Raw genomic sequence first — 14,888 nt, 5'->3', positions numbered from 1 at the left:
GCGCGCCGTTTTGCGGCGGAAGGCCACGCCCGCCGAATCCAATGCCCAGGTGATGCCCTCTGTTGCACTCATTGACTCAAATCCAGCCGCATCAGCGGTCTGCCGTCCTTGCGTCGCGCAACCGTCTCGAAACCGGCGAGTTCAAAGATCGCCGTGGAGCCGATGCAAAGGGTCGCCGATTTCGACTGCTTGGCGCGGTCGATCGGGCATGCGTCAAGAAAGCGCGCGCGCCCGGCTCGCGCGTAATCGATCGCCGCGCCAAGCAGGCGGTGGCTCAATCCATGGCCCCGCAACCGCGGCAGTAGAAAGAGACAGCTCAGCGCCCAGACACTCGCGTCCTCGGCCTCGCCCTCTGCGAGTGGTCGAGAAACCGTGCGCGGCGAATTGAATTGGGGCACGTCATAACGCGGGCCGACCTGCACCCAGGCGGTGGGCGCCCCTTCGCAATAGCCGAGGATTCCGGGTGGCGGTCCGGCGGCAATCCGATCCTTGATGAAGCCCTTGCGCTCATCGGCCGACATGCGGGTGCGGATCGCGTGCGGCAGTCGCAGGGCAACGCACCAGCAGCCGCAGAAGGCTCCTTGCCGGCCGAAGAGCTGTTCGAAATCCTGCCAGCGCTCTGCCGTGACCGGTTGAAATTCCAGGGCGATATCCAAACTCCCCTCCGATCTCCGCCTTGAGACTCAGTAGCGTAGAGCGTAAAGTCGCCGCGTTCAACATTTGTTCCGGATATGCCCGACAGCGCTGCATCGATTCCTGGCTTCTGCCGAGACTGCTTCAGGGAACAAACCGTCGCGGCGCGGCGGTGCCTTTCCTGTGGCAGCCCGCGACTTCTTCGCCATTCCGAACTCTACAAGCTGACCTTGGCGCATATCGACTGCGACGCATTCTATGCCTCGATTGAAAAGCGCGACGATCCGGAACTCGCCGACAAGCCGGTGATCATCGGAGGCGGTAAACGCGGCGTCGTCTCCACCGCGTGTTATATCGCCCGCATTCACGGCGTGCGCTCCGCCATGCCGATGTTCAAGGCGCTGGAAGCCTGTCCGCAGGCGGTCGTGGTCAAGCCGAACATGGAGAAATATTCCCGCGTCGGACGCGAAGTGCGGTCGCTGATGCTGGAATTGACGCCGCTTGTGCAGCCGCTTTCGATAGACGAAGCTTTTCTCGATCTCAGCGGCACCGAGCGGCTCCACCATGATCCTCCGGCCCGAACGCTCGCCCGGTTCGCCAAGCGGGTGGAGCAGGAAATCGGCATCACCGTCTCGGTCGGCCTGTCCTATTGCAAGTTCCTCGCCAAGGTCGCTTCCGACCTGCAGAAGCCGCGAGGTTTTTCCGTCATCGGACAGGCCGAGGCCGTCGACTTCCTCAAGGAGCGTTCCGTGACGCTGATCTGGGGAGTCGGCAAGGCCTTTGCCGCGACGCTCGAGCGGGATGGCATTCGCACGATCGGCCAATTGCAGATGATGGAGGAAGCCGACCTCATGCGCCGCTACGGCACGATGGGCCAAAGGCTTTACCGCCTCTCGCGCGGTCAGGACGAGCGGATCGTGGAAACGGACGGGGAAGCGAAAAGTGTGTCGTCGGAAACCACATTCAACGACGACCTCTCGCGTCCGGAAGAACTCATCCCTCATCTGAGGAGGCTCAGCGAGCAGGTGGCGCTGCGGCTGCGCAAGGCGGAGCTTGCCGGGCAAACCGTGGTGCTCAAGCTAAAGACCGCCGACTTCAAGACCCGCACGCGTAACCGGCGGCTCGACAGCCCGACGCGCCTGGCGGATCGTATCTTCCGCACCGGCCTTCAGCTTCTGGAAAAAGAAGCCGACGGCACCCGATACAGGCTGATCGGCATAAGCGTCAGCGACCTGTCCGATCCCGGTCTTGCCGATCCGCCGGATCTGGTGGACCCGGGAGCGACGAGACGCGCGGCTGCCGAAGATGCGATCAACAAGCTGCGCGACAAGTTCGGCAAAACAACCGTCGAGACGGGCTACACCTTCGGCCACCGGCGTCGCGATCAATAATGCTCTCGCGCGGGGACGGCCGCTGTGATCGAATTCCTTAAATATTGGCGGATAGGCTCATTCGACAGTTCTTGCGTTGGAATGAGCGGATGGTTTTGCGTTTCACTCTCGGAGGCGGGTTTGCCCTCCTGCTGGCGTCGGCCTCGTCCGTGTTTGCAGCCAGCGATACACCGCTGCAGGTGATCGTCTCGACGCAGCAGCAATCGGTCACCGTCTATGACGGCAATGCCGTCGTAGCCAAGTCAAAGGTATCGACCGGGAAGGCCGGTCACTCGACGCCGACGGGCATCTTCTCGATCCTCGAGAAACGCCGTCACCACAAGTCCAACATCTATTCGAACGCACCGATGCCGTTCATGCAGCGACTGACCTGGTCAGGAATTGCCCTGCATGGCTCCAGCCATGTGCCGAAACACCCGGCCTCTCACGGTTGCGTGCGGTTGCCCAGCAAATTTGCGGCGAAACTGTTCAAGATGACCAGGCACGGAATGCACGTTCTGATATCGGATCGTCCGGTGATCCCCGCCGAGGTTTCGAACGCCACGCTTTTCCAGCCGAACCAAGCGCATGAGGAAGAGCCGGCCCCGCTTTCCGACGTCCCTTTGCGTCCGGCGCTTAGTCAGAAAGAGACCGACACACTCAAAGTGGCAATGATAAAGACGGCTTCCGTGCCTGCCGTCTCCGGCCAATCCCAACCACCGATTCGCATTTTGATCACCCGACGCAGCACCCGCGACGTAGTTCGCGAGTTGCAGACGCTGCTGAGCAGCCTCGGCTTTGATGCCGGCGTCCCGGATGGCTGGGCCGGTCCCGCCACGTTTGACGCGGTTAGCGCTTTCCAGTCGGCTCAAGGTCTTCCAGCTGACGGCAAAATAACGCCGGAACTGATTGATGCGGTGTTCCGCAAAGCCGGTCGCGAGAAACCGTCGAACGGCATCTTGCGCGTGCGTCAACAGTTCCAGCCGCTCCTCTCGGCCGCCATCCGCATCGAGCAGCCGGAGGTGGCCTTGGGAACGCACTTCCTGCAGTTCCAGGATCTCGATACGGCAAGCGGCAGCGGCAAATGGTTTGGCGTTTCCCTGGAAAATCATCTTCCTGCATCGATGAAAAAACGACTCGGCATTTCCATCGACGCCGATCCGTTTGTTTCCAACGCGCTTCAAGCAACGCTGGATCGGCTCGCGGTACCCCCTGATGTGCGTACACGGATCGCAGGTCTTCTCGTCAACGGATCGTCCTTGTCGATATCCGATACGGAGAGCGGACAGGAAACTGGCGAGGGAACGGACTTCATCACCATCACACGCTCTGCCCCGCGCTGACGACTGTCCGCCTCTAAGCCTTTGGAATTATGCAATTCCGGCCGGACAACCGCTACACACACTCCTGGAAACACTTTAGACGAGTTCGACATCGACGACCCCTGGGGCCGAGCGAAGCGCCGCCGCGATCTCCGGCGAAATCCGGTATTTCTCGTTGAGCTCGACCTCGATTTCCCGCTGGCCGTTTTCCTTGATGACGACGAAAGAAACGAGACCGTCGCCCTTCGTGTTGAGATGGGAAGCTATGGAGCGTAGCGGGCCGGCGTCGCGCACGAAGACGCGCAGCGCCTTCTGCATCTGCAGCGACTCCTCTTCGAGAGAGCGCAAAGTCTGGATGCGAAGGCCGACTCCTTCCGGCCGCTCCTCGGCGGCGACCGTCATGACCAGCGATTTGCCCGGCTCCAGGAGATCGCGGTACTGGTTCAACATCTCCGAGAAGAGAACGGCTTCGAACTGACCCGACGCGTCGGAGAAGGCGACGATCCCCATCTTGTTGCCGGTACGCGTCTTGCGCTCCTGCTTCGAGGTCACCGTTCCCGCCAGCCGGCCGGCGGTCGCCCCCTGCTTCACCGCCGCCGCGAAATCCGCAAATGTCTGCACGCGCATCTTCGCCAGCAGCTTGTTGTAGGTATCGAGCGGATGGGCAGAAAGATAGAAGCCGAGCACCTGGAACTCCCGGTGCAGCTTCTCGGAGGCGAGCCAGGGCGTGTAGGCCGGCAGCGCGATCCGTTCCGGTCCGGTCGCTGCCCCGGCGCCGAACATATCGCTCTGGCCGCTCATCTTGTTTTCCTGCGCGCGCTGGGCGAAGCCCAGGATCCGGTCAAGCCCGCCAATGAGTTCGGCCCGGTCGTAGCCGAAGCAATCAAATGCGCCAGCCGCGATCAGACTTTCAAAGACGCGCCTGTTCAGAAGCTTCGGGTCGATCCGGAGGCAGAAATCCTCGAGGCTCGCAAACGGGCGGTCGCCGCGAACGGCGACGATATGCTCGACGGCCGAGTCGCCGACGCCCTTGATGGCGGCAAGCGAATAATAAATGCGGTTGTCGCCGGTCTCGAAATGGCGGAAGGACGTCTGCACCGACGGAGCGATCACCTCAATGCCGAGGCGCATGGCGTCCTGGCGAAAATCGTTGATCTTTTCCGTGTTCGACATATCGAGCGTCATCGATGCCGCGAGGAACTCGACCGGATGATGCGCCTTCATATAGGCGGTCTGGTAGGAGACGATGGCGTAAGCGGCCGCATGCGACTTGTTGAAGCCGTAGTTGGCGAATTTCGCGAGCAGGTCGAAGATCAGGTCGGCCTGCGGCTTCGACACGTCGTTCTTGACGGCGCCTTCGACGAAGCGGGCGCGCTGCTTGTCCATCTCCTCCTTGATCTTCTTGCCCATGGCGCGGCGCAGGAGATCGGCCTCGCCGAGCGAATAGCCCGAGAGCACCTGCGCGATCTGCATCACCTGCTCCTGGTAGACGATGACGCCCTGCGTCTCCTTCAGCAGATAGTCGATCTTCGGATGGATCGACTCGATCTCTTCCTCACCATGTTTGCGGGCGTTATAGACCGGGATGTTTTCCATCGGACCGGGACGGTAGAGCGCGACAAGCGCGATGATGTCCTCGATGCAGTCCGGGCGCATGCCGATCAGCGCCTTGCGCATGCCGGCGCTTTCCACCTGGAACACGCCGACCGTCTCGCCGCGGGAAAGCATCTCGTAGGTCTTCGTGTCGTCCAGCGGAATGCTCGCAAGATCGATGTCAACGCCGCGCTTGGCGACGAAATCGACCGCGGTCTTCAGTACCGTCAGCGTTTTCAGGCCGAGGAAGTCGAACTTGACGAGACCGGCCTGCTCCACCCATTTCATGTTGAACTGGGTGACCGGCATGTCCGAGCGCGGATCGCGGTACATCGGCACCAGTTTCGAGAGCGGCCGGTCGCCGATGACGATGCCGGCGGCGTGCGTCGAGGCATGGCGGTAGAGACCCTCGATCTTCTGGGCGATATCGAGAAGGCGAGCCACGACCGGCTCCTTTTCCGCCTCCTCCTGCAGCCGCGGCTCCTCCTCGATCGCTTTCGAAAGCGGAGTCGGATTGGCCGGGTTGTTCGGCACGAGCTTGCAGATCTTGTCGACCTGGCCATAGGGCATTTCGAGCACGCGGCCGACGTCGCGCAAAGCCGCACGCGCCTGCAGCGATCCGAAGGTGATAATCTGCGCCACCTGCTCGCGGCCGTATTTGCCCTGAACGTAACGGATGACCTCTTCACGCCGGTCCTGGCAGAAGTCGATATCGAAGTCGGGCATCGACACGCGCTCGGGGTTGAGGAAGCGTTCGAACAGCAGCGAGAAACGCATCGGATCGACATCGGTGATCGTGAGCGCATAGGCAACGAGCGACCCGGCACCCGAGCCGCGGCCCGGTCCGACGGGAATGCCATGCTGCTTGGCCCATTTGATGAAGTCCGAAACGATAAGGAAGTAGCCCGGAAACTTCATCCGCTCTATGACGCCGAGTTCGAACGCCAGCCGCTCGCGGTAATCCTCTTCCTTGTAGCCCGGCGCCATACCGAGCTTCGCCAGGCGACCTTCAAGCCCCTCCTCCGCCTGCCGGCGAAGCTCTGCCGCCTCCGCGCGCTCGGCCTCCTCCGGATCATCCGAAGCGCCGGTGAAGCGCGGCAGGATCGGCCCGCGGGTCTTCAGCATGAAGGAGCAGCGCCGGGCGATTTCGATCGTGTTCTGCAACGCTTCGGGGAGATCGGCGAAGAGCGCGGCCATTTCCTTGCGGCTCTTCAGATAATGATCCGGGGTCAGCCGGAAACGGCTGTCATCCGAAACCATTGCGTTGTGCGCGACCGCCATCAATGCGTCGTGCGCGTCATAGTCAGCCGGCGAAGGAAAGAACGCCTCGTTTGTCGCCACCAGCGGGACATCAAACCGATAGGCGAGTTCGACCAGGCGGCTCTCGTGGCGCCGGTCAAAGTTGCCGTGCCGCTGCAGTTCCAGATAGAGCCGGTCGCCGAAGAGCTCGATCAACGCCTTCAGGCGCGTCTCCGCCAGAGCCGACGAACCCGCCTTCAGCGCCATGTCAATCGGGCCGCTGGCCGCGCCCGTCAGCGCGATCAGACCATCGGTCCCGCCCTCAGCCAGCCATGACCGGGTAATTCGCGCGGCCTGGCTGCCCTCTCCATCCAGATAGGCGCGGCTGACGAGGTCGACGAGCCGGACATAGCCGTCATCGGTTGCGGCGATCAGCACGAGCGACGGCAGCTTAGCAAGCTGGTGATGGTGGCCGCGCCGCTCCCCTTCCGCCTCGTCCTCCATGTCGATCGACAATTGACAGCCGATGATCGGCTGCAAGCCGTCATCCGCTGCCTTCTGCGAAAATTCGAGGGCCGCGAAGAGATTGTTGGTGTCGGCAATGCCTATGGCCGGTTGCTCATCCGCGACAGCCTTGCCGATGATTTTCTTCAACGGCAGCGCACCCTCCAACAACGAAAAGGCCGAATGCACACGCAAGTGAACAAACTGCGGATCCGTCGCAGTTGCCCGCTGCCCAAGGCCTTCGTCATTCGCCATCGTCGTACTCCGATTCGCGCTACCGCATGTTGCTTAAATCGTAGCCGATTCAGGGACAAAACATGCAGCAATTCAAAGTGCTACAGCGTCCTTTTGCGCGTCTGACAAGACGCGCGGCGCTGCAGGAGCAGAGGATATCCCGTGTCCGGTCCCCCATGTCCAGCCTGACGACCGGAACCGCCGTCTTTTTCAACACTGCATCGGAGGAAAGCGCAAACCAGACGCTACCCCGCGAGACGACACCAAAGCAGGAGGGTTACAATCCGAGCGCAATCACGGAAATGCTGGCGATGAAGAGGCTCATCGAGGCGAAGGCGGCGAGATCACGAACGAAATCAGTCATAACATGGCTCCTTTTCCGCTATTGTTTTTCTTTTGTTCTTTTTTTGTTCCATAGTCAAGCAAGACCGCATAAAAGATCCCGCTATTCAGCTTTCATGGTTAATGCGCCCGCGCAGCCAGCGTGGCGCCACGACTATGCCGCTCCGGATTCGGTCAAGGAAGGCTAAACCAAGCGCACCAACGACTCACGGCTTCCCCGAGGTCGACACCAAGATAGGCAACTCGTAGCCACGCAATTCACACGTATGTTCCTGTTTTGTTCTTTACATGGGGGCAATGTTCCGGCATCCTCGGCGGCCGAATTGGGAGCACGCTCATGTTCAGCATACAGGAACTCACCGACTTCATCGTCGAAGCGAAATCGAAGACCTATGTCGGCAACGGCGCTGAGCTTCCCGCCTGCAGACCCGGGTCTCGCGATATCGGACATCGGCGCGGCGCGTGGAGCTATCTCGACAGCTATTTTGGCGGAACGGATTTTGCCGGCCAAGAGGCGGTCTGGCATGAGGGCAATCCGCGCTGGGCCATGAATTACTTCGGCCGCATCGTTCGTCCGGACCTGATCGATGCTGAACGAGCCGGCGCCGTTATCAAGGCCGCACTACAGGCGATGTATCGCGAGAAGCGCCATTTCCTCGGCGGTATGGAGTATCAGCACGCCTATGGTTGCTATGTCGATAGCAGCCGCGGCGCGACAGATCACTTTTCCGGCCGCGAAGTGATTTTCGTCGATGGCGAAGAAGCCTATGAGCTTGAATATCGCGGTGGCCTCATCGTTCCCTGACGCGACAGCGCTGCGCGTCTCCCCAGACGCGCAAAAGTGGCTGCAGACACTTTGAATTGCCGTATGGCTACTTCAGTTCGACGACCTTGCCATCCTCGATCGTTACGCGGCGATCCATCAGCGAGGCGAGTTCGTGGTTGTGCGTCGCGATCAGCGCGGCCAGCCCCGACTGTCGCGCCAAAGCCTCCAGCGCCTCGAACACATAGCCTGCGGTCTCGGGATCGAGATTGCCGGTCGGCTCATCGGCCAGGAGAACGAGCGGCGCATTGGCCACGGCGCGGGCGATCGCGACACGCTGCTGCTCGCCGCCGGAAAGTTCGGTCGGCCGATGACTGGCCCGGTGCCCGATGCGCATGTAATCGAGCAACGCCGTCGCTCTCTCCGCCGCTTCCGCTTTGGAAAGGCCGGCGATCAGTTGCGGCATCATGATGTTTTCCAGCGCGGAAAATTCGGGCAGAAGGTGATGGAACTGGTAGACGAAGCCGATCTCCTTGCGGCGGATCGCCGTGCGTCGGTCATCGCTAAGCCCGTTACAGGCCAACCCGCTTACGACGACTTCACCCGCGTCCGGATGCTCAAGCAGGCCGGCTATATGCAGGAGCGTCGATTTTCCGGTTCCGGAGGGTGCCACGAGCGCGACCGTCTCGCCGGCCCGCAGCGTGAGATCGACGCCCTTGAGAATCGGGAGGTAGGTGTCGCCCTCGCCATAGTGCCGCTCGATGCCAGAGAGCTGCAGTGCCACTCGCGCATTCATTTGCGTTATTGTCCTTGTTATTCGTATCGCAGGGCCTGCACCGGATCGAGGCGCGAGGCGCGCCAGGCTGGAAAGATCGTGGCAAGGAAGGAAAGGGCAATCGCCATGATGACGACGGCGACGGTCTCGTCGGCATTCATATCCGCAGGAAGCTGGCTCAGGAAATAAAGTTCCGGATTGAAGAGCGTCGTTCCCGAAATCCAGGAGAAGAACTGACGGATCGATTCGATATTGAGACAGACAACGACGCCAAGGAGCACCCCGGCGATGGTGCCGGTGACGCCGATGGCAGCCCCGGTCATGAAGAAGATGCGCATCACCGACCCGGATGTCGCGCCCATCGTTCTTAGAATCGCGATGTCGCTGCCCTTGTCCTTCACCAGCATGATGAGGCCGGAAATAATGTTCAAGGCCGCCACCAGTACGATCAGCGTCAGGATCATGAACATGACGTTCCGCTCGACCTCGAGCGCAGAGAAGAAGGTCTTGTTGCGGTCGCGCCAGTCGCTGATGAAGATCTGCCGGCCGGCCGCGTCTTCAAGGGGCTTGCGCAAGGCATCGACGGCGTCCGGATGCTCGGCAAAAATCTCGATCGATTGGACGAGACCTTCCGCATTGAAATAAAGCTGCGCCTCCTCGAGCGGCATGAAGACGATCGTTGCGTCGTACTCCGACATTCCGATCTCGAAGATCGCCGAGACGGTATAGGCCTTGACGCGCGGATTCATGCCCATGGGCGTCACATCGCCATTCGGCGAAGTCAGCGTGATCGTGCCACCGACACGGATGCCCAGTTGTTCGGCCATGCGCGAACCGATGGCGACGCCGCTGCCCGACGCAAAGCCGACTAGATCGCCGGATTGAATGTGCTCCGAGATGGATTTCATCTTCGAGAGGTCGTCGGCACGAACACCGCGAACGAGGGCTCCTGTTGACGCGTCACCCAGCCCTTGGGCGAGAACCTGCCCTTCGACCATAGGGATCGCCATGGTGACGCCGGGGACCGCGGAAAACTTGGTGGCGAGATCAGCATAGTTGGTGAGCGGTCCATCGAGCGGCTGAACGATGATATGGCCGTTCATGCCGAGGATGCGCGAAATAAGCTCGGTACGGAATCCGTTCATCACCGCCATGACGATGATCAGCGTCCCCACACCCAGCATGATGCCGATGAAGGAAAAGCCGGCGATGACCGAGATGAAGGCTTCCTTCCGTCGCGAGCGCAGATAGCGCCAGGCTACCATGCGCTCGAACGCGGAAAAGGGACGACTGGAAGGCGCCCCAGACGGAGCGGCAGCCTGCACCTGGTCTTCCGTCGCCGCGGTCATCTTCGCTTCCTTCGTCTCTATCTGGTCGCAACCAGCTTGTTGATCGCGGCTTCGATCGTCATCGTCTCGCGTTCGCCGGTCTTGCGGTCCTTGACCTCGATCTCGCCATTCGCGACTGAACGCGGGCCGACGATGATCTGAACCGGAACGCCAATGAGATCGGCGGTCGCGAATTTCGCGCCGGCGCGATCATCGGTATCGTCCAGAAGCACGTCGAATCCAGCCTTGCCGAGATCCGAGTAGAGCGTGCCGCAGGCCGCATCGCAAGCGGCATCACCCGCTTTCATGTTGATTACCACCACATCGAACGGGGCGACCGACTTCGGCCAGATGATGCCGTTTTCGTCATGCGACGCTTCGATGATCGCCGGCACGAGACGCGTCGGACCGATGCCGTAGGAGCCCATATGCACGACGTGCTCCTTGCCGTCCGGCCCGAGCACCTTCGCGCCCATCGCCTCGGAGTATTTTGTGCCGAAATAGAAGATATGGCCAACCTCGATGCCGCGCGCGGAAAGACGCTCTCCCTCGGGGATCGCGTTGAAAGCCGGCTCGTCATGCATTTCCGACGTCGCCGCATAGCGCGACGTCCATTTCTCGAAGATCGTCTTGAGGCCGGCGACGTCATCGAAATTGGTTTCCTCACCCGGAATATCGAAACCGAGGAAATCCTTGTGGCAGAAGACTTCGGACTCACCGGTGTCGGCGAGAATGATGAACTCGTGGCTGAGATTACCGCCAATGGGGCCGGTATCGGCGCGCATCGGAATGGCGCGCAGGCCCATGCGGGCGAAAGTGCGCAAATAGGCGGCAAACATCCTGTTATAGGCATGTTCCGCCCCTTCGCGGTTAAGATCGAAGGAATAGGCGTCCTTCATCAGAAACTCGCGCGAACGCATCGTGCCGAAGCGCGGACGGATCTCGTCGCGGAACTTCAACTGAATATGATAGAGGTTCAGCGGCAAATCGCGGTAGGACCTCACATAGGAGCGGAACACGTCCGTGATCATCTCCTCGTTCGTCGGACCATAGAGCATCGGCCGGTCCTGCCGGTCCTTGATGCGCAGCATTTCCTTGCCATAGGCATCGTAGCGCCCGCTCTCCTGCCACAACTCTGCCGACTGCAGCGTCGGCATCAGGAGCTCGATCGCGCCGGAGCGGTTCTGCTCTTCGCGAATGATCGCGTTGACCTTGTCGAGCACGCGCTTGCCGAGCGGCAACCAGGTGTAGATGCCGGCGGACTGCTGGCGGATCATGCCCGTCCGCAGCATCAGGCGATGGGAAACGATTTCCGCTTCCTTCGGATTTTCCTTCAAGATGGGCATGAAATAGCGGGACAGGCGCATGACGGGTTCCAGAACTTGGTGGACTTCGCACTATCGGCGGATTCGGGCGAAATGACGTTGTGCTTCGGCCGCCGTCCACCTGCAAGCTAGGAGAAGCGGCTTTGCCTTACTGCGATCGTACTCTTGAATTTCTCCTCCGGCACCGCCGGTGTGGAAAGCATTCGAGTTCAGCGTTCATAACCGCTTCGCGAGCGGATGAAAACCCTGCCGCGGCGGGAAGAAAGCCACATAATAGATGGGATTTGACAGGAAATGCGCCGCGCTCGCCTGCGTCAAAAGAGCACGGTAGTAACAGGACAACGACGGCTCCTGTCAACGGGAAAATTTTGTCAGACTGTAGCAAAAATGCAAAAAAAGCAGATGACAGCGCCCAATGTTTGAGCTAATTTCGGCTCACAAAACAGGCAAGAAGACCAAATTCTTGCCGAAATTCGCGGTCAAGTCTTGGGAGGATAAGATCTTAGGCGCGCTCGTCCGCTGCCGCCGGAAACGGATTAAAGATCACGCGAAACTTAAAAACAAGGCTTTACGCCTTGTTTTTTTTTGCTTTTTCCCAGCCCCCCAAAACCGAAGCACTTTTCAAAAATGTCAATTCTTCGGTTGTCAAGCCCGCGGATTTCCCGTTGGCGCCGAGAGGCTTGCGGGAATGCTACCCGCACCTCCTGCTCATGTTTCCTTAGTCGTGTTCGATTTAGCGCCGAAAACATGCAGCAATTCAACGTGCTACAGGCTCCTTTGGTGCGTCTGATGAGACGCGCGGCCCTGTAGGAGCCGTCACGAGATGGGGGGCAGAATGGCTGGCGAAACGGCTGTGGGCGTTCGGCCGTGGCATGCTTTTGCCATCCAACCCGCAGGCGCGGCGGCCGTTCAGTAAAATTCCGGCGCGAACCGCGGGATGGAATCGATCCCGTATCCGAGTTTGACAGAAACGACGTACCAACCGAGGTGAATGGCCGCCGCGATGACAGTGGTCAGCAAAACGACACGAAGTGCACGAAACCGCGCCGGAGCGCTTTCGACACTGCCGGGTACGATATCGTTTTCCTCGGCCTGCGTCCGGACTCCCAGCGGCAGAACGGCAAACAGCGTCAGCCACCAGATGATGAAGTAGATGGCAAGGGTCGAAAAAGCGGACATTGCGGGTCTCAATTCAAATCGCCGGACAGGCCGAGCGCCGGCGCGTTTCCGCCGGAACTGCCGCCAGGGCTATGGCGTCCGCCTTATAGCGTTCCTCAGTCCAGCCGGCAAACAAGTGGGCCGCGCCCGACTGTCACACCTGTTCCAACTCTATCAGAGTACCCTGAAAATCCTTGGGATGGAGGAACAGGACCGGTTTGCCGTGCGCGCCGATTTTCGGCGTTCCATCGCCGAGCACCCGCGCGCCCGCCTGCTGCAACCGGTCGCGCGCCGCGATGATATCCGCCACCTCATAACAAATGTGGTGCATGCCGCCCGTCGGGTTCTTCGCAAGGAAGGCGGCAATCGGAGATGCATCGCCCAGCGGTTCCAGCAGTTCCACCTTCGTGTTCGGGAGTGTTACGAACACAACCGCGACACCGTGTTCGGGAAGCGCCTGTGGCTCGGTGACGTTTGCACCGAGCGTCGAACGATAGCTTTCAGCGGCCGAAGCGAGATCCGGCACGGCGATCGCCACGTGGTTTACCCTTCCCAACATCGAATGCTCCCTTCGCTCGAAGACCAAAGCCGATGGCTGCGTGACCGTTTACATCTACCTTGGTGGCGAGGAAATCAGACTTTGGTGACAAAGACCGTGACCACCGGCTTCTTGCCCCAGACCTGATTGGCGGTGCTGCGCACGGCGCGGCGAACCGCTTCCTGCAACATGGCCAGATCCTTCCGCTTTGCCCGAGGAATGCTTTCCACTGCGCCGAGCACTGCGTCGTAGAGCGTGTCATTCATGTCCTCGCCCTCGTCATCGAACTCCGGAAGCCCGATCGGCACGACAACCGGATCACCGAGGAAATCATAGCGGTTGTCGAGCACGACGTTGACGGAGACGTGGCCGGCGAAGGAAAGCTTGCGCCGCTCGCCGATGCCCATCTCGTCGAAATCGCCGATCAGGATGCCGTCCTTGTAGATGCGGCCGTGTGGCGCCTCGTCGATTACTTCCGCCGGCCCCGGAGCCAGGCGCAAGATTTGGCCGTTGCGCAGCCGCGGTACACTGGCGATCCCGGAATGCAGCGCCAGTTCGGCATGCGCCGTCAGGTGGGCTGCCTCGCCATGGACGGGCACGACGGTCTGCGGCTTCACCCACTGGTACATCTGCTGCAGCTCGTTGCGCCGCGGGTGACCGGAAACATGCACCAGCGCCTCACTGTCGGTGATGATGTGAATGCCCTGTTCGATCAGACCGTTCTTGATATCGTTGATGGCTTTCTCATTGCCGGGGATGGTTCGCGAAGAGAAGACGATCGTGTCGCCGGCGGAAAACGCCACATTGCGCATCTCGTCCCGGGCAATCTTGGCAAGCGCTGCCCGGGGCTCGCCCTGGCTGCCGGTCAGGATCACGACGACCTTATCGCGCGGAATATAGCCGAACTCGTCCTCCGCCAGGAACGGCTTCAGCCCTTCCATCAGGCCGAGGTCCCTCGCTACGTCCACGACCCGCTTCATAGAACTGCCGAGCAGCAGCACCTCTCGGCCCGCTGCTTCCGCCGCTTCGGCGACGGAGCGAATGCGGCCGACGTTCGAGGAGAACGTGGTGATGCCGACACGACCTTCAGCATTGGCGATGATCTTCGCCAGACTTTCGGAAACCTGCTGTTCGGAAGGCGAAACCCCATCGCGAAGTGCGTTGGTGGAATCGCAGACGAGCGCCAGCACGCCTTCTTCGCCAACCTGGCGGAAGCGCGCCTCATCCGTGATCGGGCCGAGCGACGGCTCGAGATCGATCTTCCAGTCGCCCGTGTGTACAACGGTGCCGAGCGGCGTGCGGATGACGAGTGACATCGGTTCCGGGATCGAATGATTGACGCCGACCGCCTCGATGCTGAAGGGGCCGACATTGATCCGGTCACTCTGCTTGAAGATCGTGATCGGAATTTCGCCGCGGCTCTTTTCGAAATCGCGCTTCGCCTCAAGCATGCCGGCGGTGAAGGGCGAGGCATAGACCGGAACGTTGAGACCCGGCCAAAGATCGTTCAACGCACCATAGTGGTCCTCATGCGCATGCGTGATGATGATCGCCTTCAGATTGCGGCGCTCCTCCGCGAGGAAGGCGATATCCGGTAAGACCAGTTCGACGCCCGGCAGTTCCGGGCCGGGAAAGGTCACGCCGCAGTCAACCATGATCCACTGGCGGTTGCCCGGCCGGCCATAGCCATAAAGGCCGAGGTTCATGCCGATTTCGCCGACGCCGCCGAGCGGCAAGAACACCAGTTCTTCTTCCTGCGCCATA

The 14,888-nt window shown here is 60.6% G+C and carries 12 protein-coding genes; 4 read left to right on the top strand and 8 right to left on the bottom strand.

Features of this window, described 5'->3' with window-relative positions; genetic code table 11:
* Positions 1-68: 68 nt before the first annotated feature.
* A complete protein-coding gene (locus QN224_RS06560; protein WP_283975979.1) occupies positions 69-656 on the bottom strand; it encodes a GNAT family N-acetyltransferase in 588 nt (195 codons plus the stop codon).
* Between the two features lie 75 nt (positions 657-731).
* Here QN224_RS06560 and QN224_RS06555 point away from each other — a divergent pair, with 75 nt between their 5' ends.
* Together QN224_RS06555 and QN224_RS06550 are read left to right on the top strand one after the other, a co-directional pair.
* Complete coding sequence (locus QN224_RS06555) at positions 732-2,024, top strand: DNA polymerase IV (protein ID WP_283975978.1); 1,293 nt, start codon at positions 732-734, stop codon at positions 2,022-2,024.
* 95 nt (positions 2,025-2,119) lie between these two features.
* Positions 2,120-3,346, top strand: a complete 1,227-nt coding sequence (locus QN224_RS06550) for a L,D-transpeptidase family protein (RefSeq protein WP_283976108.1) — start codon at positions 2,120-2,122, stop codon at positions 3,344-3,346.
* A gap of 75 nt (positions 3,347-3,421) precedes the next feature.
* On the opposite strand, the gene dnaE is transcribed toward QN224_RS06550, so the two are convergent.
* Positions 3,422-6,916, bottom strand: a complete 3,495-nt coding sequence (dnaE, locus tag QN224_RS06545; RefSeq protein ID WP_283975977.1) for a DNA polymerase III subunit alpha — start codon at positions 6,914-6,916, stop codon at positions 3,422-3,424.
* Between the two features lie 62 nt (positions 6,917-6,978).
* On the opposite strand from dnaE, the gene QN224_RS06540 reads away from it, so the two are divergent.
* On the top strand, positions 6,979-7,425 hold the full coding sequence (locus QN224_RS06540; protein WP_283975976.1) for a hypothetical protein: 447 nt from the start codon (positions 6,979-6,981) through the stop codon (positions 7,423-7,425).
* A gap of 149 nt (positions 7,426-7,574) precedes the next feature.
* A complete protein-coding gene (locus QN224_RS06535) occupies positions 7,575-8,042 on the top strand; it encodes a DUF5680 domain-containing protein (RefSeq protein ID WP_283975975.1) in 468 nt (155 codons plus the stop codon).
* Positions 8,043-8,109: 67 nt separating this feature from the next.
* Here the strand turns inward: QN224_RS06535 and QN224_RS06530 are convergent, their stop codons facing one another.
* The 6 genes from QN224_RS06530 to QN224_RS06505 form a co-directional block, all read right to left on the bottom strand.
* Positions 8,110-8,796, bottom strand: coding sequence for an ABC transporter ATP-binding protein (locus QN224_RS06530; RefSeq protein ID WP_173512551.1), 687 nt, complete (start codon positions 8,794-8,796; stop codon positions 8,110-8,112).
* 17 nt (positions 8,797-8,813) lie between these two features.
* Positions 8,814-10,124, bottom strand: a complete 1,311-nt coding sequence (locus QN224_RS06525) for a lipoprotein-releasing ABC transporter permease subunit (protein ID WP_283975974.1) — start codon at positions 10,122-10,124, stop codon at positions 8,814-8,816.
* A 17-nt stretch (positions 10,125-10,141) separates the two neighbouring features.
* Positions 10,142-11,470, bottom strand: coding sequence for a proline--tRNA ligase (gene proS / locus QN224_RS06520; RefSeq protein WP_173512549.1), 1,329 nt, complete (start codon positions 11,468-11,470; stop codon positions 10,142-10,144).
* A gap of 867 nt (positions 11,471-12,337) precedes the next feature.
* On the bottom strand, positions 12,338-12,607 hold the full coding sequence (locus QN224_RS06515; RefSeq protein ID WP_283975973.1) for a DUF1467 family protein: 270 nt from the start codon (positions 12,605-12,607) through the stop codon (positions 12,338-12,340).
* Between the two features lie 133 nt (positions 12,608-12,740).
* Complete coding sequence (mce, locus tag QN224_RS06510; protein ID WP_283975972.1) at positions 12,741-13,145, bottom strand: methylmalonyl-CoA epimerase; 405 nt, start codon at positions 13,143-13,145, stop codon at positions 12,741-12,743.
* Positions 13,146-13,219: 74 nt separating this feature from the next.
* Positions 13,220-14,887, bottom strand: a complete 1,668-nt coding sequence (locus QN224_RS06505; RefSeq protein ID WP_283975971.1) for a ribonuclease J — start codon at positions 14,885-14,887, stop codon at positions 13,220-13,222.
* Between the last annotated feature and the right edge of the window lies 1 nt (position 14,888).

The sequence above is a fragment of the Sinorhizobium sp. 7-81 genome (assembly GCF_030124405.1).
Classification (GTDB): Bacteria; Pseudomonadota; Alphaproteobacteria; order Rhizobiales; family Rhizobiaceae; genus Sinorhizobium; species Sinorhizobium psoraleae.
Note: the sequence above shows the minus strand (reverse complement) of the source record. Positions and strands in the feature narration are given on the sequence as shown.

Coding starts and splice junctions, on each gene's coding strand:
- QN224_RS06540 (WP_283975976.1), top strand. CDS start 6,979: ATGCAGCAATTCAAAGTGCTACAGCGTCCTTTTGCGCGTCTGACAAGA.
- QN224_RS06555 (WP_283975978.1), top strand. CDS start 732: ATGCCCGACAGCGCTGCATCGATTCCTGGCTTCTGCCGAGACTGCTTC.
- QN224_RS06535 (WP_283975975.1), top strand. CDS start 7,575: ATGTTCAGCATACAGGAACTCACCGACTTCATCGTCGAAGCGAAATCG.
- mce (WP_283975972.1), bottom strand. CDS start 13,145: ATGTTGGGAAGGGTAAACCACGTGGCGATCGCCGTGCCGGATCTCGCT.
- QN224_RS06515 (WP_283975973.1), bottom strand. CDS start 12,607: ATGTCCGCTTTTTCGACCCTTGCCATCTACTTCATCATCTGGTGGCTG.
- proS (WP_173512549.1), bottom strand. CDS start 11,470: ATGCGCCTGTCCCGCTATTTCATGCCCATCTTGAAGGAAAATCCGAAG.
- QN224_RS06505 (WP_283975971.1), bottom strand. CDS start 14,887: ATGGCGCAGGAAGAAGAACTGGTGTTCTTGCCGCTCGGCGGCGTCGGC.
- QN224_RS06530 (WP_173512551.1), bottom strand. CDS start 8,796: ATGAATGCGCGAGTGGCACTGCAGCTCTCTGGCATCGAGCGGCACTAT.
- QN224_RS06525 (WP_283975974.1), bottom strand. CDS start 10,124: ATGACCGCGGCGACGGAAGACCAGGTGCAGGCTGCCGCTCCGTCTGGG.
- dnaE (WP_283975977.1), bottom strand. CDS start 6,916: ATGGCGAATGACGAAGGCCTTGGGCAGCGGGCAACTGCGACGGATCCG.